The organism is Pseudomonas sp. (assembly GCF_049300855.1).
Classification (GTDB): domain Bacteria; phylum Pseudomonadota; class Gammaproteobacteria; order Pseudomonadales; family Pseudomonadaceae; genus Aquipseudomonas.
Map to the genome: position 1 here is coordinate 145,758 of NZ_JBAQKH010000014.1, position 25,575 is coordinate 171,332.

30 protein-coding genes are annotated in these 25,575 nt (G+C 59.9%); 16 read left to right on the forward strand and 14 right to left on the reverse strand.

Features of this window, described 5'->3' with window-relative positions; all coding sequences use genetic code 11:
• The first annotated feature begins 80 nt into the window (after nucleotides 1-80).
• Nucleotides 81-389 carry a DUF7693 family protein gene (locus tag WA225_RS04965; RefSeq protein ID WP_422607083.1) on the forward strand — a complete coding sequence of 103 codons (309 nt, stop codon included), beginning with the start codon at nucleotides 81-83 and terminating at the stop codon, nucleotides 387-389.
• On the opposite strand, the gene WA225_RS04970 is transcribed toward WA225_RS04965, so the two are convergent.
• Complete coding sequence (locus tag WA225_RS04970) at nucleotides 380-838, reverse strand: GNAT family N-acetyltransferase (protein ID WP_422607084.1); 459 nt, start codon at nucleotides 836-838, stop codon at nucleotides 380-382. The two genes, WA225_RS04965 and WA225_RS04970, sit on opposite strands and share 10 nt — an antisense overlap.
• 144 nt (nucleotides 839-982) lie before the next feature.
• On the opposite strand from WA225_RS04970, the gene WA225_RS04975 reads away from it, so the two are divergent.
• Nucleotides 983-1,627 (forward strand): TetR/AcrR family transcriptional regulator, encoded by a 645-nt coding sequence (locus WA225_RS04975; RefSeq protein WP_422607085.1) that lies wholly within the window; start codon nucleotides 983-985, stop codon nucleotides 1,625-1,627.
• Nucleotides 1,628-1,634: 7 nt separating this feature from the next.
• On the opposite strand, the gene WA225_RS04980 is transcribed toward WA225_RS04975, so the two are convergent.
• From WA225_RS04980 to ggt, 3 genes are all read right to left on the reverse strand, one after another.
• Complete coding sequence (locus WA225_RS04980) at nucleotides 1,635-2,648, reverse strand: lysozyme inhibitor LprI family protein (RefSeq protein ID WP_422607086.1); 1,014 nt, start codon at nucleotides 2,646-2,648, stop codon at nucleotides 1,635-1,637.
• Between the two features lie 93 nt (nucleotides 2,649-2,741).
• The gene (locus WA225_RS04985) at nucleotides 2,742-3,275 is read right to left on the reverse strand and encodes a cysteine hydrolase family protein (RefSeq protein WP_422607087.1); all 534 of its coding nucleotides are present in this window, start codon (nucleotides 3,273-3,275) and stop codon (nucleotides 2,742-2,744) included.
• Between the two features lie 65 nt (nucleotides 3,276-3,340).
• Complete coding sequence (gene ggt, locus WA225_RS04990) at nucleotides 3,341-5,068, reverse strand: gamma-glutamyltransferase (protein ID WP_064120952.1); 1,728 nt, start codon at nucleotides 5,066-5,068, stop codon at nucleotides 3,341-3,343.
• Nucleotides 5,069-5,220: 152 nt separating this feature from the next.
• On the opposite strand from ggt, the gene WA225_RS04995 reads away from it, so the two are divergent.
• A complete protein-coding gene (locus WA225_RS04995; RefSeq protein ID WP_422607088.1) occupies nucleotides 5,221-5,733 on the forward strand; it encodes a methylated-DNA--[protein]-cysteine S-methyltransferase in 513 nt (170 codons plus the stop codon).
• A gap of 46 nt (nucleotides 5,734-5,779) precedes the next feature.
• Here the strand turns inward: WA225_RS04995 and WA225_RS05000 are convergent, their stop codons facing one another.
• From WA225_RS05000 to WA225_RS05010, 3 genes are all read right to left on the reverse strand, one after another.
• On the reverse strand, nucleotides 5,780-6,829 hold the full coding sequence (locus tag WA225_RS05000) for a chitinase (protein WP_422607089.1): 1,050 nt from the start codon (nucleotides 6,827-6,829) through the stop codon (nucleotides 5,780-5,782).
• A 42-nt stretch (nucleotides 6,830-6,871) separates the two neighbouring features.
• Complete coding sequence (locus tag WA225_RS05005) at nucleotides 6,872-7,507, reverse strand: lytic polysaccharide monooxygenase auxiliary activity family 9 protein (RefSeq protein ID WP_422607090.1); 636 nt, start codon at nucleotides 7,505-7,507, stop codon at nucleotides 6,872-6,874.
• 222 nt (nucleotides 7,508-7,729) lie between these two features.
• Entirely contained in the window at nucleotides 7,730-8,167 is a 438-nt protein-coding gene (locus tag WA225_RS05010) for a hemerythrin domain-containing protein (protein ID WP_422607091.1), read from the reverse strand.
• A gap of 148 nt (nucleotides 8,168-8,315) precedes the next feature.
• Here WA225_RS05010 and WA225_RS05015 point away from each other — a divergent pair, with 148 nt between their 5' ends.
• Nucleotides 8,316-8,741 carry a GNAT family N-acetyltransferase gene (locus WA225_RS05015; protein ID WP_064390654.1) on the forward strand — a complete coding sequence of 142 codons (426 nt, stop codon included), beginning with the start codon at nucleotides 8,316-8,318 and terminating at the stop codon, nucleotides 8,739-8,741.
• Between the two features lie 69 nt (nucleotides 8,742-8,810).
• On the opposite strand, the gene WA225_RS05020 is transcribed toward WA225_RS05015, so the two are convergent.
• Nucleotides 8,811-9,161: a hypothetical protein gene (locus WA225_RS05020; protein WP_064117810.1), complete on the reverse strand. Its 351-nt coding sequence runs from the start codon at nucleotides 9,159-9,161 to the stop codon at nucleotides 8,811-8,813.
• Nucleotides 9,162-9,295: 134 nt separating this feature from the next.
• Here WA225_RS05020 and WA225_RS05025 point away from each other — a divergent pair, with 134 nt between their 5' ends.
• From WA225_RS05025 to WA225_RS05060, 8 genes are all read left to right on the forward strand, one after another.
• Nucleotides 9,296-9,625 (forward strand): DUF6388 family protein, encoded by a 330-nt coding sequence (locus WA225_RS05025; RefSeq protein ID WP_422607092.1) that lies wholly within the window; start codon nucleotides 9,296-9,298, stop codon nucleotides 9,623-9,625.
• A gap of 26 nt (nucleotides 9,626-9,651) precedes the next feature.
• Nucleotides 9,652-10,356 (forward strand): YoaK family protein, encoded by a 705-nt coding sequence (locus WA225_RS05030; RefSeq protein WP_422607093.1) that lies wholly within the window; start codon nucleotides 9,652-9,654, stop codon nucleotides 10,354-10,356.
• Nucleotides 10,357-10,462: 106 nt separating this feature from the next.
• The gene (gene tusD / locus WA225_RS05035; RefSeq protein WP_422607094.1) at nucleotides 10,463-10,855 is read left to right on the forward strand and encodes a sulfurtransferase complex subunit TusD; all 393 of its coding nucleotides are present in this window, start codon (nucleotides 10,463-10,465) and stop codon (nucleotides 10,853-10,855) included.
• A gap of 1 nt (nucleotide 10,856) precedes the next feature.
• Complete coding sequence (gene tusC / locus WA225_RS05040) at nucleotides 10,857-11,213, forward strand: sulfurtransferase complex subunit TusC (RefSeq protein WP_422607095.1); 357 nt, start codon at nucleotides 10,857-10,859, stop codon at nucleotides 11,211-11,213.
• Nucleotides 11,213-11,506 carry a sulfurtransferase complex subunit TusB gene (gene tusB / locus WA225_RS05045; protein ID WP_422607096.1) on the forward strand — a complete coding sequence of 98 codons (294 nt, stop codon included), beginning with the start codon at nucleotides 11,213-11,215 and terminating at the stop codon, nucleotides 11,504-11,506. The genes tusC and tusB overlap by 1 nt, the downstream gene beginning before the upstream one ends.
• A complete protein-coding gene (locus WA225_RS05050; protein ID WP_401043115.1) occupies nucleotides 11,503-11,838 on the forward strand; it encodes a TusE/DsrC/DsvC family sulfur relay protein in 336 nt (111 codons plus the stop codon). The genes tusB and WA225_RS05050 overlap by 4 nt, the downstream gene beginning before the upstream one ends.
• On the forward strand, nucleotides 11,835-12,836 hold the full coding sequence (locus WA225_RS05055) for a glycosyl transferase family protein (RefSeq protein WP_422607097.1): 1,002 nt from the start codon (nucleotides 11,835-11,837) through the stop codon (nucleotides 12,834-12,836). Before WA225_RS05050 ends, WA225_RS05055 begins: the two co-directional genes overlap by 4 nt.
• A 91-nt stretch (nucleotides 12,837-12,927) precedes the next feature.
• Complete coding sequence (locus WA225_RS05060) at nucleotides 12,928-13,929, forward strand: glutathione S-transferase family protein (RefSeq protein ID WP_422607098.1); 1,002 nt, start codon at nucleotides 12,928-12,930, stop codon at nucleotides 13,927-13,929.
• 134 nt (nucleotides 13,930-14,063) lie between these two features.
• On the opposite strand, the gene cysG is transcribed toward WA225_RS05060, so the two are convergent.
• From cysG to WA225_RS05090, 6 genes are all read right to left on the reverse strand, one after another.
• Nucleotides 14,064-15,458, reverse strand: coding sequence for a siroheme synthase CysG (gene cysG, locus WA225_RS05065; RefSeq protein WP_422607099.1), 1,395 nt, complete (start codon nucleotides 15,456-15,458; stop codon nucleotides 14,064-14,066).
• A complete protein-coding gene (gene serS / locus WA225_RS05070; protein ID WP_007908080.1) occupies nucleotides 15,459-16,739 on the reverse strand; it encodes a serine--tRNA ligase in 1,281 nt (426 codons plus the stop codon).
• A gap of 15 nt (nucleotides 16,740-16,754) precedes the next feature.
• Nucleotides 16,755-17,129, reverse strand: coding sequence for a fluoride efflux transporter CrcB (crcB, locus tag WA225_RS05075; RefSeq protein WP_422607100.1), 375 nt, complete (start codon nucleotides 17,127-17,129; stop codon nucleotides 16,755-16,757).
• Nucleotides 17,129-18,451 (reverse strand): replication-associated recombination protein A, encoded by a 1,323-nt coding sequence (locus WA225_RS05080; protein WP_422607101.1) that lies wholly within the window; start codon nucleotides 18,449-18,451, stop codon nucleotides 17,129-17,131. Before WA225_RS05080 ends, crcB begins: the two co-directional genes overlap by 1 nt.
• 61 nt (nucleotides 18,452-18,512) lie before the next feature.
• Nucleotides 18,513-19,133 carry an outer membrane lipoprotein chaperone LolA gene (gene lolA, locus WA225_RS05085; protein WP_008087013.1) on the reverse strand — a complete coding sequence of 207 codons (621 nt, stop codon included), beginning with the start codon at nucleotides 19,131-19,133 and terminating at the stop codon, nucleotides 18,513-18,515.
• A 67-nt stretch (nucleotides 19,134-19,200) separates the two neighbouring features.
• Complete coding sequence (locus WA225_RS05090; RefSeq protein WP_422607102.1) at nucleotides 19,201-21,609, reverse strand: DNA translocase FtsK; 2,409 nt, start codon at nucleotides 21,607-21,609, stop codon at nucleotides 19,201-19,203.
• A gap of 297 nt (nucleotides 21,610-21,906) precedes the next feature.
• Here WA225_RS05090 and trxB point away from each other — a divergent pair, with 297 nt between their 5' ends.
• The 4 genes from trxB (at nucleotide 21,907) to infA (ending at nucleotide 24,706) form a co-directional block, all read left to right on the forward strand.
• Nucleotides 21,907-22,866 carry a thioredoxin-disulfide reductase gene (trxB, locus tag WA225_RS05095; protein WP_422607103.1) on the forward strand — a complete coding sequence of 320 codons (960 nt, stop codon included), beginning with the start codon at nucleotides 21,907-21,909 and terminating at the stop codon, nucleotides 22,864-22,866.
• A gap of 63 nt (nucleotides 22,867-22,929) precedes the next feature.
• A complete protein-coding gene (gene aat / locus WA225_RS05100) occupies nucleotides 22,930-23,610 on the forward strand; it encodes a leucyl/phenylalanyl-tRNA--protein transferase (RefSeq protein ID WP_422607104.1) in 681 nt (226 codons plus the stop codon).
• 57 nt (nucleotides 23,611-23,667) lie between these two features.
• A complete protein-coding gene (locus WA225_RS05105) occupies nucleotides 23,668-24,375 on the forward strand; it encodes an arginyltransferase (protein WP_422607105.1) in 708 nt (235 codons plus the stop codon).
• 112 nt (nucleotides 24,376-24,487) lie between these two features.
• Entirely contained in the window at nucleotides 24,488-24,706 is a 219-nt protein-coding gene (gene infA / locus WA225_RS05110; protein ID WP_002553999.1) for a translation initiation factor IF-1, read from the forward strand.
• Nucleotides 24,707-25,575 lie beyond the last annotated feature (869 nt).

The following is a 25,575-nucleotide window of genomic DNA, read 5'->3' on the forward strand; positions in this document are numbered from 1 at the left end:
CGGGGAGCGGGCCAGTGATCGCTGACACTTGTCGATCTGCGCTTTATGCTGACGCGCTGGAACAGCCATTGAGTGCAAACATGTCGTCTTTTCTGACTGCCCGCCAAGTGTCGCAGCGTTTGCGTGACGCGGCGTTGGGCGTGTTGCAGTTCAAGGTCTGCCAGGCACCTGGCGAAACCGCAATGGTCACGGTCGACATCGAGGGTTGGCGCCTGCTGCTGGATTTTGCCGGTGGTCGGTTACATCACTGTGAATTTGCCCACAGTTGCGCTGGCCAGCAAGGCACGCTCGATACCTGGCAGCGTTACGGCACCGATCCGGTGAGTTTGCTCAGCACCTGGGAACTGGCGCAGATCGAGCGCTTGTTGACCGAGGCGACTCAACCCTGACGCAAGTCGAGCAGATAGGTGTAATAGCCCGTATCGCGCACATACCCCAATGACTCATACAAACCTTGCGCGGTGACGTTATCGGTGGCGGTTTCCAGCACCAGTCCTTTGGCCCCCGTTTGCCGGGCAAAGTCCCGCGCGGTGTTCATCAGCAACCGTCCGACGCCCTGCCCTCGGGCGGCGGGAGCGGTGAACAGGTCGCTGAGCAGCCAGGTGCGATGGGCGTCGATAGAGGAAAACGTCGGGTACAGTTGGACGAATCCCAACGCGGCACCCCTGTCATCCAGGGCGAGAAAAATCGCAGATTCATTGCCGGCCATGCGCTCGGCGATGAAAGCGCGTGATTGCTCAAGGTTCGGCAGTTGCTCATAGAAGCCCCGATACGCATCGAACAATTGCGCGACAGCTTCCAGCTGTGCCGAGCTCGCCCGCTGTACCTGAATACTCATGTCCGCGCCTCGTTTGCCATTAAATGATCGAACCAGCATAGCGCTGCCCGTCGACTTCGCTGGATCGACCGCTATATAGTTTTGTATATTACGAAACCAAAATCGTCAGAACCTTGCCATGCCGTCCATTTATTCCGTGTTTCCATGAGCGCCATACGAGTGCGCAACGAGCAGTTGATCCTTGCCGCCGCCAGCGAAGAATTCGCCGCCAACGGCTTCGACGCCACCCAGACCCGCGACATCGCGGCCCGCGCCGGGGTGCCCAAGGCCAATCTGTATTACTACTTCCAGACCAAGGAAAACCTTTACGGCAAAGTGCTGCTGGGGTTTGTCGAACCGTTGCTGGAAGCCTCGGCGGTGTTGCGCGAAAGCGATGACCCGCTGATTGGCTTGCGCGCCTACGTCGCCGCGCGGATTCGCATTGCCCGTGAGCATCCGGCGATTGCCAAGGTGTTCAGTGGTGAATTGCTGCTGGGCGGCCGCCAGTTGCCCGACGAATGTCGCGACCTGCTGCACGCCGAGGCACGGCGCAACGTCGAGTGTTTACGCAGCTGGATCGAGCGCGGCTTGCTGGCGCCGGTGGATCCGGAGCATCTGATGCTGTTCATTTGGTCGGCGACGCGCACCTACACCAACATTGGCTGGCAGATGGGCTGCATCACCGGGCGGCCCGAGCCGCAGGATGAGGATTATCAGACTGCGGCGGACACGATTACCCGAATGGTATTGGAGGGCGTGGTGATGGCGCCGCGGGCCGGCGAGATTCGCGGGGTTTTGTTTGCGACGTGAGTGCGCCTCAGGGCATGAAGTCCACGGGCAGTTGCAGATGATCTTTCATGCGTTCATGCCACGCTTGCAAGGCCTCAGGCAGGCGGGTTTTCCACGGCGCTGCGTTGGTGTAGTAGCGCAGGCGCGAGTGCCCGGTTTCGTCGTAAGTCACCAACAGCACCCAGAAACGCGCGTCGCTGGCTCTCATTACAACGCCGGTGGCGCCCAGGCCGCGCATCCACATCTCGGCAACTTCACTGCCCGGCACGTCGTTTGAAGGTTCAGCGGCCATCAACGAGCCGGATTTTTCCACCAGCGTTTGATAATCGCCCTTGAGTAACGTGTGCAGCATCTGGTTCTCCGCCGGTGTGCGCGCCAGGCCCAGGCTGAGCATGTCGTAATCCAGCGTCAGCGCTTGCTGCGATGCGACATAAGTGCCGGAGTAGTACACGCCCATTCCGCCGCCGCAATCGGCATCCGCGCCAGCTTGCGAAATATTCAATACGCCATTGATGGGGGTGAAGTTCAATGCGCACTCACCCTTCACGTAATGCGCTTCGCCGTTTTTCAGCGTGGCCAAGCCGTCGAGATTTCCGGAGTTGGCCCCCTCGGCCGCCTCAATGTCAAAGCTGATGTGGGCAGCATCACGACGCCGAGTGGTCAGGGTCGCCGCCGTGGAGGTGCCTGGCGGGATCAGTTGCCAGGTCGCGTCCCAACTGAAGGGCTGGGTCGCGTGTTCGAGTTCGCTCAGACGCATCAAATACTGGCGGCGCAAGCAGGCCGTCCGGTCGCCACAGGCGTTACGACTTTTCAGCCATTGGCGCTGATCGGTCTTCAGCGCTTGCGGATCGGGAACCTTGGCCAGGGTTGAGCGCCAGCGCTCTGCCAGTTGCTCGTCGAGTTGCGAGAGATCCGCCTCGGCGCAAATGGCTTTTTCAGTTTTGCTGGCGGCGCTGGCGCAATCGAAACTGCTGGCGTGGGCGGTGCAGGCAAGCGCAAGAGCGGCCAGCACCAAGGCGTGACGCAGGGAGGTAGCGAACATCGAGAGATTCCATTCTTCGGACGGCGCGCAGTATGCCAGCGCTGCTGCCGGAAATCCCTGATGTCGTAAACCCTTAGGGCTTTGTGTGCGCTGTCAGAAGGTGATGTCGGCTGCGGGTTTGACGTCGATACGGCCAGTAGCGCCGGTCAGGTGGGCCAGGTCCTTATTGTGTTCGGCGATGATGTCTTCGGCAGTCATGTTGCCGTTGTCGACGGTGGAGTGCGCGTCTTCGGCGAGCACCACGTCGTAACCCAGATGATGGGCCTGACGCACGGTGGCGTTGACGCAGTAATCGGTTTGCAGACCGCAGATGACCAAGCGCTCGAAGTCTTCACTCGGCAGCAGTTTGCCCAGGTCGGTCTGGTAGAACGCATCCGGGGTGGTCTTGCGTACGCGCAGATCTTTCGCTGAGGTCTCAAGCCCTTCGGCCAATTGCCAGCCTTCAGCGCCATGGGCCAACGGGCTGTCCTTCTCTTCGTGCTGGATCAACACAACAGGCACACCCGCCTTGCGCGCGCGAGCGCTGAGTCCGTTGAGGGTGTCGATCACGCGGTGGATGTCATGGCACTGATATTCGCCCGAGCAGAGGGCGCGCTGGACGTCGATGATCAGTAATGCGGTGGTCATGATGAGCCTTCCTTGATCAGTCCTTGAGACAGGGGCGGACGTAAGCCCGCCCCTTTTTTACGCCCTCAGTAACCCAGTGACAAGCCGGTATTGCGCCGTGGATCGTTGGCGCCATAGAAGCGGTTTTTGCCGACCGGTTTGCCGCCCAGCGACGGCGCGCCGACCAGAATCGCGGCGATGTGGTTGGCATCCTGAGGACCTGCAAACTTGTGGCCCCAGCTCTCGAGGATCTTCTTCGTATCGGGGCTGGCGGCGAAGTCTTCGAGGTTGGTTTCCTCCGGCATCCATTGCTGGTGGAAGCGTGGCGCATCGACCGCTTCCTGCAAGCCCATGCCGTAGTCGATGACGTTGAGCATGGTCAGCAAGGTCGCGGTGATGATCCGGCTACCACCCGGGGTGCCGACCACCATGACCACTTTGCCGTCCTTGGTGACGATGGTCGGGCTCATCGACGACAGCGGCGCCTTGCCCGGGGCGATGGCGTTGGCTTCACCCTGCACCAGACCGTACATGTTCGGCACGCCGACCTTGGAGGTGAAGTCGTCCATCTCGTCGTTGAGGATCACCCCGGTCTTGCTCGCCATCACGCCCGCACCGAACCAGTCGTTGAGGGTGTATGTCACCGACACCGCATTGCCCCACTTGTCGACGATCGAATAGTGGGTGGTGTTGCTGCCCTCGTGCGGCGCGACGCCGGGCTTCAGTTCAGCCGAGACACCGGCCTTCTGTGGCTGGATCGCGTCACGCAGTTTGGTCGCGTAGTTTTTGTCGAGCAGGTGTTCGATCGGGTTTTTCACGAAGTCCGGATCGCCGAGGTAGCTGTTGCGATCGACATAAGCGTGGCGCATCGCTTCGATCTGGTAGTGCATGCCTTGGGCCGAATGGAAGCCCAGATCCTTCATCGGATAGCCTTCGAGGATGTTCATGATCTGGCAGATCACCACACCACCGGAACTTGGCGGCGGCGCCGAGACCACGTGGTAGCCGCGGTAATCGCACTCCACCGGGGCGAGTTCACGGGTCTTGTATTTGTCGAGGTCGGCCTGGGTGATGATGCCCTTGTTGGCCTGACTGGAGGTGACGATCGCATCGGCCACCCAGCCTTTATAGAAACCATCGGCGCCCTTCTCGGAAATGCTCCGCAGGGTTTTGCCGAGGTCTTTCTGCACCAGTTTCTGCCCGACCTGCATCGGCTCGCCGTTATGCAGGAAGATCGAGCCGGAATCGCGCATGTCTTTCTTGAACACATCGGTGGCGTATTCCAGCAATTCGACATCGCCCTGCTCAAGGGCAAAGCCGTCTTCAGCCAGTTTGATCGCCGGGGCGATCATCTCCTTGCGCGGTTTGGTGCCGTACTTGCTCAGGGCCAGTTCCATACCGGAGACGGTGCCCGGCACGCCGACGGCCAAGTGGCCACGGGTACTCAGATCAGGAATGACATTGCCATCCTTGTCCAGGTACATGTTGGCTGTCGCCGCCAGCGGGGCTTTTTCGCGGAAGTCGAGGAAGGTCTTGCGCCCGTCCGCCAGTTGAATGGTCATGAAACCGCCACCGCCGAGGTTGCCCGCTGCGGGGTACACCACCGCCAGCGCATAACCCACCGCAACGGCGGCATCCACCGCATTGCCGCCGCTTTTCAATACGTCGACACCGACATGCGTGGCCAGGTGTTGCGCGGTGACCACCATGCCGTTTTCCGCAGCGACCGGCGCCACCGAAGCGGCGTGAGCCATGAGGCAGCTGAGCGCCAGCGAGGTCGCTATCAGCGATTTGGCAAAAGGTTCGTACTTCATGAGTCGATCTCTTTTTTTGTTTTTAGGGTCTGTGCAAAACAGAGGGGAACGCTTCAAGAGCAACAAGCAGTATGGTCGGGTTTGCGCATTGCGCCTCCCCCATCAGGCAGTATGCTGAGCGCTGTCCACACCTTGCTCCGGAGCCTGCCGTCATGTCCTGCACGTTCATCACCCTGCCCTCACCCGTCGGTGAACTGAAGCTGGTCGCGAACGGTTCACGACTGGTGGCCATCCTCTGGGAAAACGACAAACCGAATCGCGTGCGCCTCGGGCCGATGGTTGAGGCCCCGGACAATCCGGTGCTGATGAAAACCGCCCGGCAACTTGAAGAATATTTTGCCGGAACGCGCAATGGCTTCGATCTGGAACTGGATTTTGTCGGCACCGAATTTCAGAAAAAGGTCTGGGCAGCGTTACTGACCATCCCGTTTGGCGAGACTCGCACCTACAGCCAGATCGCCGAGCAGATCGGTCATCCTTCGGCAGTGCGCGCAGTGGGTGCCGCCAACGGGCGTAATCCGCTGTCCATCGTGGCGCCGTGTCATCGAGTGATTGGTGCCTCCGGGAAGTTGACCGGGTTTGCCGGTGGGCTTGAGGCCAAGGAGCGGTTGTTGGTTCTGGAAGGTGGGCAACGGCCGGGGACTGGCCGCCTCGAAGGTTTTTAAAAAAAAAGAGCCCGGCAGCGCTACCGGGCTCTTTGTTCATCTAGCGCTATCGCGCCATTGCGGTATCCGCAGCCTCATCAGACAGCGCCGCCCCGTGAATCAGCGGTCCATAACGCCGGCTGAATTCCCAGTTGTACGGCACGCCATCCTTGCTGCTGCCGTTGTCCCAGTTCACTGACCAGGTCATCAAGCCTTTGATCGGCAGCCCCTTGATCGCCAGACGTTTGAGTACATTGCCGACCACGGTTTTGTCGATCACATAACCGGTAGCCGCCGCGTCGTTGTTGGCCGGCAGGCCGATGACGAACTGGTCTGCCGGGATCCGCGTAAAGCCGCGAGTACCGGTCACCAGACTTTCGGTCAGGTAATAGAGGAAGTCCTCCTTCAGCACATCGTTGTTCTGCGCGATCCACGCACCGGCGCCGTTGTTGGCCTCAGGCACCCAGACACCGTCACCACCCTGGTTGTAGAACTGCGGCGCGATGAAGTCGTAATAGCCTTCGAGGGCCTGCAGGTAACCGACATATTTACCGCTGCTGGTCAGGTACGGAAACTCCGGGGCCATGCTGATGATGAAGTGCTTGCCCTGACCTGCGTAGTGGTCCTTGACCCGTTTCAGCGCAGCCGGCAGGACGGTCTTGTTGGCAGCGAAATCAATCGCGCTTTGTTCAAGATCGATGTCCAGTCCGTCGAAGCCGTAGGTTTCCACCAGACGGATGATTTCATTGGCCAGCGGCTGTTCCTGGCCGCTGTGCAACTCGATGTGCGCGTCGGCGCCGCCGAGGGAAATCAGTACCGCCCGGCCCTGACTGTTGAGCACGCCGACCTGGCGGCGGAACTCGGCATCGGAAACGTTGAACGGCTTGAAGGTCGGAATGCCGCTGCCCTTCATGAAGGCCACCGCCACCACGTTGTATTCCTTCGGCACTTCTTCCAGCGAGAGGCTGGCGAAGCGGCCCTGGCGATAACCGTCACTCGGCCCCGCCGGCCAGTTGTGCCAGAAGCCCATGAGGATCTTCTTGCCGGCGATGCTCGGCATCAGCGAGGCGGCGTCGCTCGCCGCGGTTGGCACTAAAGAGAAATCGATTTTTGACATGTTCTAATCCTTCAGAACGTGTGTATTGAGGCGAATGCCCGCTTATTTGAAGTCGACGTCGAACGCCTGATAGAAGGCGTTGCCGGTGTTGGCAACGATCCACATCAGCACGATGACGTGGTGGCCTTTTTTGTTAGCTGGCAGTTTCACCGCGTGATTGACCTTGGCCTTCAACTCGTTCGGGTAGCTGTAATAAGGCACCTGAGTGTAGAAGTCCTCCAGGAAAGGTTGAGCCTCCAGTTGCGCACGAGTAATGCGTTGTTTCGGATCCCAGCCGTCCTTGGTGATCAGCCAGCGATAGCCGCGCGTGGTGTGTGGCGCGGTGTATTCCCATTTGATCTCGAGGGTTTGACCGGGAGTGACGTTGAGCAGCGGCCAGGTGAACGAGCGACCGAGCTTATTGCTCATTTCTTCACTGGTGAAGTTTACGCAGTCACGGGCATCGGTTTTGCCGCCACTGAGAATGTAGCCATCGGCCGGTGGCGTAACGCTGTCCGAGTCGCTCTGGTATGGCGCCGGAAATGGCCCCGCCGCCAGTGCCGGAAAATTCTTCCCGCCTTCCATCTCGTTGACCTGCCAGGCGCCGAGCAATCCTTGCTCGATCGCCACCGCACCGCGGCTTGCCGGGGAGATCACGCGACCGTGTCGCAGTTGGGTGTGTGCTTGTGGTTGGTTCATGTTTTTCACTCCGTTGATTTAAGAACTCTCCATTCCGAGGAGAGGCCTTCAAGCTAACGGAGACGGATTTTTTGTCCATCGGCGGTTTTGTCGCAGGCTGATCGGTCACACCCGGTAAAACACCGAAAACACTGTATATAAACACAGTGCATTATGAAGCCTCGCACCTGACTTATAGCCAAAGGCCTACACGTCGAGGTCATGAAATCCTGCATTGGAGACTCACGGAAGTTGCGCCTTGAACTCCTTTTCGTACTGCCCGGCGAGCTGTACTTTCTGTTTTTCGTTGAGCAGCTTGCCGGCCATCTGGAAGAACTTCTGTTCTTCTTCCTTGAGATGGTGGTGAACCTTGTCGGAGAGCTTTTTCGCGGTGGCAAGCCACGCCGGGCTGGACATCTCGGTCTCGTCGAGTTCCTCCATCATCTCGTCCATTTCATGGTGCTCGGCAATCGCGTGGCGACTGAGATCGACGCCGTTGTCGAACTCCATCAACGGGATGTAGAAATGCCGTTCTTCTGCGGTTTCGTGGGCTTGCAGTTCGGCTTTGAGCTGCTTGTAGGCTTCGACCCGTTCCGGCGTATCGCCGCTGGTCTCGATCAAGGTTTTGGCGTAGCTGCGCTGGCGGTCATGGCTTTCGCGAAGGGCTTCGAAAATATTCATGGGGTGTCCTCATCAACCGCGTGCTGGAATGACGCTGTAAAGGCTAGACCGCAGCGTGTAAGCGGCAGTTCCACCGGGTTGAGGCAGGGCTTGGAAGACAGGCGCCGGGCAGGATAGTCTGCGGGTTCAAACCACAAGGAAGTCTTGCATGAACTTGCGTATCGAGTTGTCGCAAAACCCGACCGAAGAAGAACGCACAGCCATCCTCGCGCCGCTGCGTGCGCACAACGTAGCCAAAGCCGGACCGTCGACCTTCGAGCCGATCGCTCTGTTAGTGCGTGATGAACACGATGCGATCCTCGGCGGCTTGTATGCCCACACGTTTTATCGTTGGCTGTTCATTGAGTTACTGGCCGTGCCGGAACAGGGTCGCGGCAAAGGTATCGGCTCGCAGTTGATGCAGAGGGCGGAAGATCTGGCACGGGAAAAAGACTGCGTTGGCATCTGGCTCGACACCTTCTCCTTCCAGGCGCCGGAGTTTTACAAGAAGCTTGGATTCAGCGAATGCGGAGAGATTCTGGATTACCCCCTGGGGCATAAACGGCATTTTTTCCAGAAGCGATTGATCGGTTGAATGTTGCGGCCCCTTCGTCGGAACGCCGGGCAGCGTTCCGACGAAGGTGGCAGCCGTTTCAACGCATGATCAGAGGCAGGTCGCCAACGCCGCCAACCGGCGCTTGGCGACAAAGTCGTCTTTCTGCGCGTAGTAATTCAGCGTCGTGCCCGAGGCTTCGGTAATCACGTCGACAAACGACTCTGCCGAACGCGTATATACCGTCGTACCGCCCGATTTGCGCGGCTCCAGGTACGCTGCCGCGTCAACGTCAAAAACAGCTTCGTCCTGCCAGCCAAACTGCACGCACCGCGCCACGTCTTTTTCGGCTTTGTCCGACGTCAACACCTTGTACGGGGCTTTCGTGCGAGCATCGTCCATCACCGAACCCGCGCAACCGGCCAATACCGTTGCGGCCAGCGCTACCATCAGCATTCGCATTGCATTCGCTCATTCAGAAAAAACCGGACTGTATCATCGCAGCAGCGGGAATCGTTCTGCTTTACTGCATTTATAGCGCGACACACGCCAGCCGCTGCGGCAACCTAAGGTCATCAGCCCCACAAGGAAAACCCATGGCGCCTACCGACCAGCGACATGAACATGCTCTGAAAGTGTTTCTCGATGCGCGCCCCGAACTGCGCGAAACCCTCGATCACCTCAACCCGTTGCTGGCCCAGGCCAAGGGCGAAACGCAAGCGCAGTATCGCGAAGAGCGACTGCATGAAGCATTTGAAGAGGAAGCGGAAAAGCTTGGGTTGTTCGCCTGGGAGTTGACCTTGCAACTGACCGCTGATTCACCTGAGGAGTATCAGGCGCAGCGCTTGGACGTACATCGTGAAGTCGCGGAGATGGCCGGAATGGATTGGCTGGAATATTGCGATTTGTATGGCATAGAACCGTAATTGTCGCAAAAGGATACCCGCCACCGATGCTGCCATCCGCCTCGACTCACCGCGCCAGTCCCGGCCATCTGCACACACAGAAGTGGCGCGGACGGGTGGGTCTGGCGCTGGTTGCCAGCCTCTCGGTACTGGCCGGGATGACCGACGCCATCGGCTTTATGGCCAGCGGCGACTTCGTCTCGTTCATGAGCGGCAATACCACCCGACTCGCCGTGGCGATCAGCGATGGCGATGTCGGGTTGACCGTGCGTTTGCTGATCCTCGTTGCGACTTTTATTGTCGGTAATGCCTTGGGCGTTGTCGTCGCGCGCCTCGGCGGACGTCGGGCGCTGCCCCTGCTGCTGTGCATCGCCACCCTGCTGTGCGCGGCGGCGGTCTGGCCATTCGATGTACAACTGCCGGCGTTGCTGGCGGCGATTATTGCGATGGGCATGCTCAACGCGGCGGTCGAAGAAGTGAATGGCTTGCCGGTCGGTTTGACCTATGTCACCGGCGCGCTGTCGCGATTCGGACGAGGACTGGGCCGCTGGATGCTCGGCGAACGGCGCAGCGGCTGGCGAGTGCAACTGGTGCCCTGGAGCGGGATGTTTATCGGCGCGATTCTGGGGGCTGTGCTGGAACATCATCTGGGGCTCAAAGCGATGTTTGTCAGCGGTGTGCTGGCGGCGATGATCGGGCTGCTCTCGCTGAAAATCCCGCGGCGCTGGCAACTGGGCTATATGCCGCGCTAACCGAGGACAACAAAATCTCTGGAGCGAGCAGGCGAGGGCCTACAAGGTTTCGCGGCGGCCTCGATAAAGCTTTATCATGGCCGCAGTTTTGCTGATCGAGTCCGTCATGAAGTTCGCCATTGCGCTGTTTTCCGCCGCCCATGCGCCCTCCTCGCGCCGCGCCCTGCTGTTTGCGCAGGCTGCGCTGGCCGCTGGGCATGAGATTGTCCGGCTGTTTTTCTATCAGGACGGCGTCTATAACGCTTCCGACGCGGTGGTCACGCCGCAGGACGAACTGGACCTGCCCAAACAATGGCGCATGTTCATCAGCGAGCAAAAGCTCGACGGCGTGGTGTGCATTGCCGCGGCCCTGCGCCGTGGCGCGCTCAATGGTGAAGAAGCCAAGCGTTATCAGCGCGCAGCGGTTTCGGTCAGCGCGCCGTGGGAATTGTCCGGCCTCGGCCAATTGCATGATGCGGTGCAAGACGCTGACCGCCTGATCTGCTTCGGAGGTGCGTGAGATGGCCAAATCGCTGTTGATCATCAGCCGCCAGTCGCCGTGGTCCGGCCCCGGCGCCCGCGAAGCGCTGGACATCGTGCTGGCCGGTGGCGCGTTCGATCTGCCGATCGGTTTGTTGTTTCTCGATGACGGCGTGTTGCAACTGGCTGCCGGGCAGAACGCCAAGGCGCTGCAACAGAAAGATCTCAGCGCCAACCTGCAGGCGCTGCCGATGTTTGGTGTAGAAGAATTGTTCTACTGCGCCGACAGCGCCAGCATGCGCGGTCTCGGCGACCTGTCGCTGGACGAGGCGCAACCGCTCGCCGCCGAGCACATCACCGCCCTCATTGACCGTTACGACCAGGTGATCACCCTCTGATGTCGACCTTGCACGTGTTGTCTCATTCCCCGTTTGGCGACGATCGCCTGAACAGTTGCCTGCGTTTGATCGGTAGCACGGATGCCTTGTTGTTGTCCGGCGATGCGGTCTACGCGTTGCAACCGGGCACCGCGCCATTCAGCGCACTGCAAAGCCGTCAGCTGAAACTGTTGGTACTTGCCGAGGATGCCCAGGCCCGCGCCATCGAGGTTCCAGACTGGGCCGAGGCCATCGATTACCCGGCCTTCGTCGAACTGTCGATTCACCACGACAAGGTCAACAGCTGGCTATGAATTCCATGACCGTCGGCGCCCGCGCCATCGAACTGGACAAGGATGGCTTTCTCGTCGACCTCAGCGACTGGTCGGCTGATGTCGCCAGCGCCCTCGCCGCTGCCGAAGAGATCGAGTTGACCCCGGAGCACTGGGAAATCCTCGAACTGCTGCGCAGCTTCTATGCAGAATTCCAGTTGTCTCCGGCCACGCGGCCGCTGATCAAGTACACCGCGTTGAAACTCGGCCCGGACAAAGGCAACAGCCTGCACCTGAACCGACTGTTCAAAGGCACCCCCGCCAAACTCGCCGCGAAACTGGCGGGCCTGCCCAAACCGACGAATTGCTTATGACCGACTTTCCAGCACTGACCCTCGAAACCCCTGCCGAGCACCCGTTCGCTCAGTTCGTGCGGATACTCGGCAAGGGCAAGCGCGGTGCGCGCGACCTGAGCCGTGCAGAAGCCCGCGAAGCCATGGGCATGGTCCTCGACGACAAGGTCGAGGACACCCAGCTCGGCGCATTCTTGATGTTGCTGCGCCACAAGGAAGAAAGCGCCGAGGAGATGGCCGGTTTCACCGAGGCCCTGCGCGAGCGCTTGCAGGCGCCGGCATTGAATGTCGATCTGGACTGGCCGACTTACGCCGGCAAGAAGCGCCATCTGCCGTGGTATCTGCTCGCGGCCAAGTGTCTGGCACAGAACGGCGTGCGCATTTTCATGCACGGCGGCGGCGCGCACACCGCTGGGCGGCTGTACACCGAACAACTGCTCGGCGAGCTGAATATTCCCCTGTGCCGCACCTGGCAACAGGTGGGCAGCGCTCTGGATAACGGCGAGCTGGCATTCATGCCGCTGATGGACTGGGCGCCGCAGCTGCAAAAGATGATTGACCTGCGTAACACCATGGGCCTGCGCTCGCCGATCCACTCGCTGGCACGGATTCTCAACCCACTGCGTGCGCGTTGCGGCCTGCAAAGCATCTTCCACCCGGGCTATCAGGCGGTGCACCGCGATGCCAGCGGTTTGCTCGGCGACACGGCGATTGTGGTCAAGGGTGACGGCGGCGAAATCGAGATCAACCCGGATGCCGACAGCCACCTCTACGGCACCAGCGGCGGCGATAGCTGGGACGAGGAATGGCCGCAATTGTCGGCGCAACGTCACGTCAAACCGGCAACTCTGGACGTGGAACACCTGAAAGCGGTGTGGCGCGGTGACGTGGTCGACAGCTACCCACAAATGGCGCTGATCTCGACGATGGCGCTGGCCCTGCGCGGCCTTGGCCAATCGCGTGAGCAGGCCTTCGACACTGCGGAGCAATATTGGGCTGCGCGCAACAAATCGATTTAACCGATCATTCGCGCCCGATCTTTGCGCTTTTTGTTCGAACTCATCGGAATAGACTCGACTCCAACGATTATTGGTTTACGGAGTCTTGATCATGGGTTTACTCGTCGATGGCCACTGGCAGGACAAGTGGTACGAAAGCAGCAAGGACGGCGCGTTCCAGCGCGAACAGGCCAAGCGCCGCAACTGGGTCACCGCCGATGGCCAGCCCGGCCCGAGCGGTGAAGGCGGTTTTGCCGCTGAAGCCGGGCGCTATCACCTCTATGTTTCTCTCGCCTGCCCGTGGGCGCATCGCACGCTGATCCTGCGCAAGCTCAAGGGCCTGGAAAGTCTGATCGACGTTTCGGTGGTCAGTTGGTTGATGCTGGAAAACGGCTGGACCTTCGACAAGACCCACGGCTCGACCGGCGACAAACTCGACGGCTTCGACTTCATGCATCAGCGGTACACCGCCGACACTGCCGATTACACGGGTCGCGTCACTGTGCCCGTGCTGTGGGACAAAAAGCTCAAGCGTATCGTCAGCAATGAATCGGCGGAAATCATCCGCATGTTCAATGGCGCATTCGATGGTTTGACTGGCAACGATCTCGATTTCTACCCTGCGCCGTTACGCGAAGAAATTGATGCGTTGAACGAGCGTATTTATCCAGCCGTGAACAACGGCGTGTATCGCGCAGGCTTTGCAACGTCGCAACAGGCTTATGAAGAAGCGTTCGATGAGGTGTTTGCCGAACTCGATCATCTGGAGCGCGTGTTAGGCGCCAACCGCTATTTGACCGGCGAATACCTGACCGAAGCGGACGTGCGTCTGTTCACCACGATGATTCGTTTCGACGCGGTCTATCACGGGCACTTCAAGTGCAACCTGCGACGGATCGCCGATTACCCGAATCTGTCGAACTGGTTGCGTGAGCTGTATCAGTGGCCGGGGATTGCCGAGACGGTGGACTTCCAGCACATCAAGAATCACTACTACGGCAGTCACAAGACCATTAACCCGACAGGGGTTGTGCCGAAGGGGCCGGCGCAGGACTTTACCGTGGCCCATGATCGTGCGCGGTTGAGCAGCAAAGGGGTTTGGCGCCGGGGCTGAGATTTGTATTGTTTTTGAGGGCCCCATCGCTGGCAAGCCAGCTCCCACAGGGATTTTGGTGGTACTGAAGATTGTAGCTTCAACACAAAACCTGTGGGAGCTGGCTTGCCAGCGATTGGGGGCGACTCGGTTTTTCAGACTTGCGCCTGAGCCCCTTCGAACCACGCCAGTTTCTCGCGCAGTTGCACCACTTCACCGACAATCACCAGTGTCGGCGCATGCACTTCATGCTCCGCCACCAATCGCGGCAGATCGGCCAGCGTGCCGGTGAAAACCCGCTGATTGACCGTGGTGCCCTGCTGAATCAATGCCGCCGGGGTGTCCGCTGAACGACCGTGTTTGATCAGTTGTTCGCAAATAACCGGCAGCCCGACCAGGCCCATGTAGAACACCAGCGTCTGCGCCGGCGCGACAAGGTCGGCCCATGGCAGATCGGTGGAACCGTCCTTCAAATGCCCGGTGACAAAGCGCACCGACTGCGCGTGATCACGATGGGTCAGCGGAATCCCGGCATACGCCGCGCAACCGCTGGCCGCTGTGATACCTGGCACCACCTGAAACGGAATGCCGTGAGCGGCCAGTTCTTCGATCTCTTCGCCGCCACGGCCGAAGATGAATGGATCGCCGCCCTTCAACCGCACCACACGCTTGCCAGCCTTGGCCAGATCGACCAGTTGCTGGTTGATCTGATCCTGCGGCACGGCGTGATCAGCGCGACGCTTGCCGACGTAAACCCGCTCGGCATCGCGACGACACAGTTCAAGAATCGCCGGCGCAACCAAACGGTCGTACAACACCACGTCGGCTTGCTGCATCAGACGCAAGGCCTTGAAGGTCAGCAGATCCGGATCGCCCGGACCTGCGCCAACCAGATACACCTCGCCGGTGGTGACCATGGCTTCGCCATCAATCTTGGCTTGCAGCAAACGCTCGGCTTCAGCGCCCTGCCCGGCCAGTTGGCGGTCGGCAATCGGCCCCTGAAACACGTCTTCCCAGAAGCCACGACGCTGCTGCACATCCGGGAACAGGCTCTTCACCTGATTACGGAAACGCGCAGCCAGCCCGGCCAACTGACCGTAAGTCGACGGAATCCAGGTTTCGATCTTGGCCCGGATCAAGCGCGCCAGCACCGGCGCATCGCCGCCGCTGGACACCGCGATGATCAGCGGCGAACGATCGACGATCGCCGGGAAGATCACGCTGCACAAGGCCGGCGCATCGACCACATTGACCGGCACGCAACGCTTGTGAGCATCGGTGGAAACTTGCGCATTGAGCGTCTCATCGTCGGTGGCGGCGATGATCAGCCCGCAACCGTCCAGATCGGCCTCGACGTAACCGCGCAACAGGCATTCACCGCCAGAGGCGACGACCAGTTCACGCAGTTGCGCTTCGATTTCAGGTGCGACCACCCGCAGCAGCGCACCGGCATCGGCCAGCAGGCGGGATTTGCGCAAGGCAATTTCCCCCCCACCGACGACCAACACACGACTGCCGCGCAGGTTGTGAAACAGCGGCAGATATTTCATTTAGCCGATGACCTCAAGGCCACCCATGTACGGCTTCAGCACGTCCGGCACACGGATCGAGCCGTCGGCCTGCTGGTAGTTTTCCAGCACCGCCACCAGGGTACGACCGACCGCGAGGCCGGAACCGTTCAAGGTGTGCACCAGCTCAGGCTTGCCGGTTTCCGGGTTACGGAAACGCGCTTGCATGCGACGGGCCTGGAAGTCGCCGCAGTTCGAGCACGAGGAGATTTCGCGGTACTTGTCCTGGCTCGGAATCCACACTTCGAGGTCGTAAGTCTTGACCGCGCTGAAGCCCATGTCGCCGGTGCACAGCGCCAGGGTGCGGTACGGCAGACCGAGCAGTTGCAGGACTTTTTCGGCGTTGGCGGTCAGGCCTTCCAGCGCTTCCATCGAGGTCGAAGGCTCAACGATCTGGACCATTTCAACTTTGTCGAACTGGTGCTGACGGATCATGCCGCGCGTATCGCGACCCGATGCCCCGGCTTCACTGCGGAAGCACGGAGTGTGCGCGACGAACTTGATCGGCAGCAGTTTCGAATCGACGATTTCGCCGGCAACGATGTTAGTCAGCGACACTTCAGCGGTCGGGATCAGGTACAGATCGGCTTCGCCTTCGCGAGCGATCTTGAACAGGTCTTCTTCGAACTTCGGCAGTTGACCGGTGCCTTGCAGTGCCGGTGCCTGAACCAGATAAGGCGTGTACGCCTCTTCGTAGCCGTGCTCGTTGACGTGCAGGTTGATCATGAACTGCGCCAGTGCGCGGTGCAGACGAGCGATCGGGCCGCGCAGCAGAGCGAAACGGGCGCCGGACAACTTGGCAGCGGTTTCGAAATCCAGCCAGCCGAATTTCTCGCCCAGGGCAACGTGGTCTTTCACTTCGAAATCGAAAGCCGTCGGCGTGCCCCAGCGGCGCACTTCAACGTTGTCGTCTTCGTCTTTGCCGACCGGCACGGATTCGTGCGGCAGGTTCGGAATGCCGAGCAGGATCGAGTCCAGTTCGGTCTGGATCGCGTCCAGCTCGACTTTACCGGCGCTCAGTTCGCCCGCCATGCGCTCGACGTCCGCCATCAACGGCGCGATGTCTTCGCCGCGCTGCTTGGCCTGCCCGATGGATTTGGAACGCGCGTTACGCTCAGCCTGCAGTGCTTCGGTGCGGGTCTGGACGGTCTTGCGCTGTTCTTCCAGCGCTTCGATGCGCGCGGTGTCCAGGGCAAAGCCACGGGAAGCCAGGCGGTCCGCTACGTCCTGAAGGTTGCTACGTAACAGTTTGGAATCGAGCATGTCGGTTTCTCGTTATCAAAGTTTGGTCAAAGACAGGCCAGCCCACGTCGCGAGCAGCCCGCCGAATACGCTGAGTGCCGCATAGCCCAAGGCCAGCGGCACTTGCCCGCTTTCCAGCAGGCGCACCGTATCCAGTGAAAAGGATGAAAAAGTCGTCAGCCCCCCGAGGAAGCCGACCATCAACCCGGCGCGCACCTCAATCGGTACTTCCGGGCGTATCAAAAACAGGCCGTACAACACGCCAATCAACAGACAGCCCACGATATTAACGGCCAGCGTCGCGGTATAGAAGTGCCGCGGCCAATTGGCGCTGATCCAATTGCCGGTGGCGAAGCGCAACAAGGTGCCGGCCATGCCGCCGGCGGAGACCGCAATGATCAATGGAAGCACTATTTTCTCCGTTGCCGAGGGCTTAAACGATCGAGTTGGGCGAGATGGTTGAGCTTCTCGCCGATCTTCAACTCCAGCCCGCGCGGCACCGGTTGATAGAACGGGATGGGGTCGAGTTCTTCCGGGAAATAGTCTTCACCGGCGGCGTAAGCGTCCGGCTCATCATGGGCGTAACGGTATTCGTCGCCGTAACCCAACTGTTTCATCAGCTTGGTCGGCGCGTTGCGCAGGTGCAGCGGCACTTCCAGCGAGCCGTTTTCAGCGGCGGCGCGCAAAGCGGTTTTGAAGCCCATGTACACCGCGTTGCTTTTTGGCGCACAGGCCAGATAGGTGATGGCTTGGGCCACGGCCAACTCGCCTTCCGGGCTGCCGAGACGCTCCTGCACTTCCCACGCCGCGAGGCACAGGCTCAGCGCGCGCGGGTCGGCGTTGCCGATGTCTTCGCTGGCCATGCGCACCACGCGCCGGGCCAGGTACAGCGGGTCGCAACCGCCGTCGATCATTCGCGCAAACCAGTACAGCGCGCCGTCGGGGTTGGAGCCGCGTACCGATTTGTGCAGCGCCGAGATCTGGTCGTAGAACGCTTCGCCGCCCTTGTCGAAACGCCGACGGGTATCGCCGAGCAGGCTTTGCAGCAACTCAGTGCCGATCTCACTGTTGTCTTCGGCCAGATCCGAGGCGTTTTCCAGCAGATTGAGCAGACGCCGGCCATCGCCATCGGCAGCCGACAGCAACATCTGGAAGCCTTCGTCGTTAAGCGTCAGATTGCGCTTGCCCAAGCCACGTTCTTCTGTGAGCGCACGGTGCACCAGTTTGCGCAGCGCTGCTTCGTCGAGGCTTTTCAGCACGTAGACACGGGCGCGCGACAACAGAGCGTTGTTGAGTTCAAACGAAGGGTTTTCGGTGGTGGCGCCGATGAAAATCAGCGTGCCGTCTTCCACGTACGGCAGGAACGCATCCTGCTGGGATTTGTTGAAACGGTGCACTTCATCGACAAACAGAATCGTGCGCTTGCCGTACTGGCCGGCCTGCTGCTTGGCGATTTCAACGGCCTGACGGATCTCCTTGACCCCGGCGAGTACTGCCGAGACCGTTTCGAAATGCGCATCGGAGACTTCCGCGAGCAATCGCGCCAGGGTGGTTTTACCCACGCCCGGCGGGCCCCAGAAGATCATCGAATGCAGGGCACCCTGCTCCAGCGCCTCACGCAGAGGCTTGCCGCGAGCGAGCAGGTGTTCCTGACCGACGTACTCATCCAGATTGGTTGCGCGCAAACGCGCGGCCAGTGGCTGGGCAATCGGTGCACTGCGAAACAGATCCATCACGTAGCGTTGAAACCTCTATTTGATCTGGAGCAGATCATTGTCCCACAGGGTTTTGGGTTTATTCCTGGATCACGTCGGCACCCTTGGGGATGTCGAACTTGAACTTCGATGCCGGTACCGGCTCGTTGGCCTTGACCCCGGTGAACAGGATGTTGGTGCGCTGGCCGACGCTGTCGATCAGTTGCATATCGTTCAGCAGACCGTTACGGAACGACAGACGCAGGTTGTCGAACAGGGTGTCCTTGGTTTTTGGCTTGAGGGTGAAATCGATCACGCCGCCCGCCTCTTTCGCGCTGATGTCGAAGCTCTGGCTGATCTTCGACACATCACCGGACAGCAGCAGTGCCGGGGTCTGGGTCAGACGCTCGTCGAGCTTCTTGATGGTTGCCTGCTCCAGATCCGGGTCCCACAGGGTGACTTTCTTGCCATCGGAGACCATGGTCTGTTCGGCCGGCGCATTGGTGTGCCAGTAGAACAGGCCCGGACGCTGCAGGGTCATGTCGCCGGTGGTTTCCTGCAACTGCGTGCCGCTGCCGTCGAGGGTCAGCTGCGAGAAGTTCGCGCTCAGGGTCTTGGAAGTTTCCAGCAGTTGGGTCAGACGCGCCACGTCCTTGTCATCGGCGTGGGCCGTGAGTGTGGTCAGAGCCAATACTGGCAGCAGCATGCGGATAAGACGCATGGGAGTCCTCTTGAATACTCGTTGGGAGAGCGGCGGCACATCATTGTCCCGCCTCTTGCGTTTGCAATCAGTCGCGTACCGGGCCCGGGGCCAGCACTTCACGCGAACCGTTGGTGTTCATCGACGTGACGACCCCGGCCATTTCCATGGCTTCGATCATCCGTGCGGCGCGGTTGTAGCCGATTTTCAGCTTGCGCTGTACCGCGGAAATCGAGGCGCGACGGCTTTCCAGTACGAACTGTACGGCTTCGTCATACAGCGCGTCGGCTTCCGGATCATCGCCGTCGCCACCACCGCTGCTGCCTTCGAAACCGCTGCCGGCTTCTTCGACACCGTTGAGGATGTCGTCGTTGTATTCCGGGGCGCCGCGCAGTTTCCACGCTTCGACCACGCGGTGTACTTCATCGTCGGAAACGAAGGCGCCGTGAACGCGGATCGGCAGGCTGGTGCCGGGCGGCATGTAGAGCATGTCACCGTGACCGAGCAGTTGTTCGGCGCCGCCCTGATCGATGATGGTTCGCGAGTCGATCTTGCTCGACACCTGGAACGCCATACGCGTCGGAATGTTGGCCTTGATCAGGCCGGTGATCACGTCCACCGATGGTCGCTGAGTGGCGAGGATCAAGTGAATACCCGCCGCACGCGCCTTCTGGGCGATACGGGCGATCAGTTCTTCAACCTTCTTGCCGACGATCATCATCATGTCGGCGAATTCGTCGACGACCACCACGATGGTTGGCAGCTTCTGCAACAGCGGTGCTTCGTCGTGAATGCTTTCGCGCTTGTACAGCGGATCGCTCAACGGCTCGCCGGCATCCTGCGCTTCCTTGACCTTGGCGTTGAAGCCGGACAGGTTGCGCACGCCCATCTTCGCCATCAGCTTGTAGCGGCGTTCCATCTCGGCCACGCTCCAGCGCAGGGCGTTGGCGGCGTCCTTCATGTCCGTCACAACCGGGCACAGCAGATGCGGAATGCCTTCGTAGATCGACAGTTCCAACATCTTCGGGTCGATCATGATCAGCTTGGCGTCTTCCGGGCCGGACTTGAACAGAATCGACAGAATCATCGCATTGACACCCACCGATTTACCGGAACCGGTAGTACCGGCCACCAGCAAGTGCGGCATCTTCGCCAGGTCAGTGATCACCGGTTTGCCGCCGATATCATGCCCCAGCGCCAGGGTGACCGGCGATTTGAAGTTGTCGTACTCAGGCGTCGACAGCACTTCGGAGAAGCGCACGATCTGCCGGTCTTCGTTCGGGATCTCGATACCGACGGTGGTCTTGCCCGGAATCACCTCAACCACCCGCACACTGGTCACCGCCAGCGAACGCGCGAGGTCTTTCGCCAGGTTGGCGATACGGCTGACTTTTACGCCGGCGGCCGGTTGGATTTCGTAACGGGTAATCACCGGGCCCGGGTGGATCGAATCCACCGTGACCTCAACACCGAACTCCTTGAGCTTGATCTCCAGCAAATGGCCGACCGCTGCCAGGGATTCCGGCGAATAATTGAGTTGTTTCTTTTCTGCCGGGTCGAGAATCGAGATCGGCGGCAAAGTGCCTTCGACCGCGCTGTCGACGAACAGCGGCGCCTGTTTCTCTTTCTGTACGCGTTTGCTTGGCTCGGGGGCCTTGGCTGGCGCCGGAGCAATGACCGGTGGCACCTGTTTTTCGCGATCGGACATGTGCTTGCTCAGGGCTTGCTCGCGTTCGATCAGGCGTTCTTTGACTTTGGCTTGTTCACGCTTGTCAGTGACCGTCGGTGCGACCACGTCATGCACGCGATCATCGACTTCACGCAGTTGCGCGACCAGTTGTTTGCGTTCGGTACGCGCCGACCACCAGCGATTGAGCGCGCCCTGAAACAGCTCGAACAGGTCGAGGGTGATCTTGCCGGTGACGTCCATCACCTTGAACCAGGACAGGTCGGTGAACACCGTCAGACCGAACAGAAACAGTGCGATGAACAGCAAAGTGCTGCCCTGAATATTCAGCGCGTTCTTCGCCAGGTCGCCGAGGCTTTCGCCCAACGCGCCACCGGCGCCGGCCGGCAGACCGGTCGCGGCATGGAAATGGATATGCGCCAGCGCAGCGCCGGACAGCACCAGAAACACCAGACCGATCAGGCGCCAGGAAAACAGCCAGCCGCTCCACTGCCACGGTTCGTGGCGCTGACGGAAGATTTGATAAGCCTTGATCGCCAGCAGCAGCGGGAAGATATAGGCGAAGTAGCCGAGCACCATGAACAGAATGTCGGCGCTGTAGGAGCCCGCCGGGCCGCCGAAATTCTGCACATCGTCGATCTTGCTGTTATGGCTCCAGCCCGGATCGTCCTTGCCGTAGGTCAGCAAAGCCATCATCAGGAACAGGCACAAGGCGCCGATGGCGATCAATGCACCTTCCTTGAGCCGGTAGTGCAACTGTTGGCGCCAGAGCGGAACAACTGTTTTTGGTGCTGCGGTGGATTTCTTCAAAACGCTACTTTTCCTGCGCCCGAGGCGCGTCCATCTATTGAATGACGATAAAAAACTGCCCAATCCAGGCAGGTAAAAAAGTTGACGGGCACAACTGAGACTACTTTTAACACTGCGCTGCGGCTTTTATAAACACGGCGCACAGCGAATATTCTGTAACAGCCCGGCATTGTACGGGTTTGTGCGTCTGATGCCATGCTTCGCAACCCAGTGTTTAGCATAGCCAAGCGCGCAGAAGCTGCGGTTCAATTTGAGCATGCATTACCTTTTGTGACAAAGGCTTATGAGGTGTATTTGATGAACGTAGCGAAGCATTCACGCCTGATCATCCTTGGCTCCGGCCCGGCCGGTTACAGCGCCGCGGTTTATGCTGCCCGCGCCAACCTCAAACCCGTGGTCATTTCCGGTCTGCAGGCCGGTGGCCAGCTCACCACCACCGTCGAAGTCGACAACTGGCCCGGCGACGTCGAAGGCCTGACCGGCCCGGTGCTGATGGAACGCATGCAGAAACACGCCGAACGCTTTGCCACAGAGATCGTTTACGACCACATCCACACCGCCAAGTTGCAGCAGCGGCCGTTCGAACTCATCGGCGACAGCGGCACTTACACCTGCGACGCCCTGATCATTGCAACTGGCGCCTCGGCGCAGTACCTGGGCCTGCCCTCGGAAGAAGCCTTCGCCGGCAGAGGTGTTTCCGCCTGCGCGACCTGTGACGGATTTTTCTATCGCAATCAGGTGGTCGCCGTGGTCGGTGGCGGCAATACCGCCGTTGAGGAAGCGCTGTACTTGTCGAACATCGCCAAAGAAGTGCACCTGGTCCACCGTCGCGACAAACTGCGCTCGGAGAAAATCCTCCAGGACAAACTCTTCGAAAAAGCCGCCAACGGCAACGTGCGCCTGCACTGGAACCAGAACCTGGACGAGGTTCTGGGCGATGCCAGTGGCGTCACCGGCGCGCGCCTGCGCGACAGCCACACTGGCGAAACCCGCGATCTGCCGTTGGCCGGCGTGTTCATTGCCATCGGCCACAAACCCAATACCGATCTGTTCCAGGGCCAGTTGCCGATGCGTGACGGCTATCTGCGGGTCAAGGGTGGCAGCGACGGCGACGCCACGTCCACCGAGATCCCCGGGGTGTTCGCCGCCGGCGACGTTGCCGACCACGTCTACCGTCAGGCCGTGACGTCGGCCGGGGCCGGCTGCATGGCCGCGCTCGATGCCGAGAAGTATCTGGACGACATTCCGCTCATTTAACGGCACACTTTATCGCGGGCCCGACAGCCCGCACTGCCCTCCCCTTCTGCAAGCCTGGATGCCATGCTGACTTGGTTACAACGTAATTCCCTGACTTTTCCGCCGCTGGAAAAGGCCATGCGCGACCCAAATGGATTGCTCGCTGCGGGCGGCGACCTGTCGGCCGACCGTCTGATCCAGGCTTATCGCCATGGCTGCTTTCCGTGGTTTTCCGAGGGCCAGCCGATTCTCTGGTGGTCGCCGGATCCGCGCACGGTGCTGTTTCCCGACGAACTGCACGTCTCGCGCAGCCTCGGCAAACTGCTGCGCCAGAAGCGTTATCAAGTGACCTTCGATCAGGACTTCGACGCAGTGATCCGCGCCTGCGCGGCACCTCGGGACTATGCCGACGGCACCTGGATCACCGAGGCGATGCAAAACGCTTACATTGAACTGCACCGCCGCGGCTTCGCCCATTCGGTCGAGGTCCGGGATCAGGGTGAACTGGTCGGCGGCCTCTACGGGCTGGCGATGGGCCAACTGTTCTTCGGTGAATCGATGTTCAGCCGCGCCGACAACGCCTCCAAATATGGTTTTGCCACGCTGGTGCGCCACCTGAAAGATTCGGGTTTCGTACTGATCGACTGTCAGATGCCGACCGATCATCTGCACAGCCTCGGCGCCCGGGCGATTCCCCGCCTCGAATTCGCTGATTATCTGGCCCGCCACCTGGATCAACCCAATCGTGCCACCTGGGTTTGCTGAGCGACTTTTGCGCGCGTGGCTTACACTTAATTCACCAGCTTATCCCGAGGGTTGATCATGACCGAGTTGGCGCGTTTGAAGTTCTATGCCACTCAACCTCACTCGTGCAGTTATCTGCCCGAGGAGCAGGCCACGACCCTGTTTCTCGATCCGAGTCAGCCCATGGATGTGCATGTCTACGCAGACCTGTCGGAAATGGGCTTTCGTCGCAGTGGCGATCATCTGTACCGGCCGCATTGCCAGAACTGCAATGCGTGCGTGCCTGCGCGCATTCCGGTGACGCAGTTCCTGCCCAATCGCCAGCAGAAGCGGATTTTCAAGCGCAACACCGATTTGCAGGTGCGCCCGGCCAAACCGCAGTTCAGCGAAGAATATTTCGATCTGTACCAGCGCTACATCGAACAACGTCACGCCGACGGCGACATGTACCCACCGAGCCGTGATCAATTCTCGACGTTTCTGGTACGCGATCTGCCCTTCTCGCGCTTTTACGAGTTCCGACTCGACGGACGGTTGCTCGCGGTGGCGGTGACCGATTTGCTGCCTAACGGTTTGTCGGCGGTGTACACCTTTTACGAACCGGCCGAAGAGCGCCGCAGCCTTGGCCGATTTGCCATCCTCTGGCAGATCGCCGAGAGCCAGCGGTTGGGGCTTGAGGCGGTGTACCTCGGTTACTGGATCAAAAACTGCAAAAAGATGAACTACAAGACGCAATATCGCCCCATCGAATTGCTGATTAATCAGCGCTGGGTCATCCTCAACTAAACCCAAGCCCTAAACCCCTTGGCGTAAACCCCATTTTTCGGGCACAATGCACGCCGCTTTTGCCTGGCGCAGTTGCACCGGGCCATTCATTGGATACCGAGGGCTTTACTGCATGTCGAAAGAAGACAGCTTCGAAATGGAAGGCACTGTCGTCGACACCCTGCCCAACACCATGTTTCGTGTGGAGTTGGAAAATGGGCACGTCGTAACCGCGCATATTTCCGGCAAGATGCGCAAGAACTACATTCGTATTCTTACCGGTGACAAAGTGCGCGTCGAGCTGACGCCCTATGACTTGAGCAAAGGGCGCATTACTTACCGCGCTCGTTAATCAAGTCAATACAGAACGCCCGGTTTATGCCGGGCGTTTTTGTTTGTCTGCGTTTTGGGGTTTGGGGTTTGGGGGCATATCCGTTTTTTCGGGTGCGGCCGCTGGCGGTTTCGCTCTTACAGCGACTCACTTTTCCAGACGCCGAAAAGTAAGCAAAAGGCTTTGCCCCTGGCGTACGGCACTTCGCTGAGGCTCAGTGTTCCCTCGCTACGGTGTCCATCCGGGGGCATCGCCTACGGTTGGCTTCGCTGCACCTCCTCTCGATGTATGCGGCTACGCCGCATGGCGCTGCGCGCCTAACCCCCGGATGAACACCTTCGCTCGGCCTGCCGATGGGGCAAAAAATCAAAAGCCGAAGCCAAAGCAAAAACAAAAGCCAGATCAAGAGCCCCTCACCCTAGCCCTCTCCCGGAGGGAGAGGGGACTGATTGAGGTGTTTGGGAGAGCTACGCCGACATGCGATACCGCGTCGAACTCAGGCTTTGAAAAGCACACAAAGCAGCCCATCTCCCTCTACTCACGGAGGGTGAGGGGACTGACCGAAGTGTTTGGGAGAGCTACGCCGACGTGCGATACAGCGGTGAACTCAGGTTTTGAAAAGCCCACAGATCGGCTCCCTCTCCCTCGGGAGAGGGCTGGGGTGAGGGAAAAATCCACCACCAATCCAAAGCCGGCCACGCTGTGCTTTTCACCACTCAATAGGCCGAGTGTCAGCTCGCCTGCTCTTGATCTTGATCTGTAAGGCGACATCGGAAGGCTTCGTTGCGGGATTGATCCGGGCGTGGGAGCGCAGCGACCGTTTGGCGCAGCCAAACACAGCGAGAGGAGGTGCAGCGCAGCAAACCGTAGGCGCTGCGCCCGGATCGATC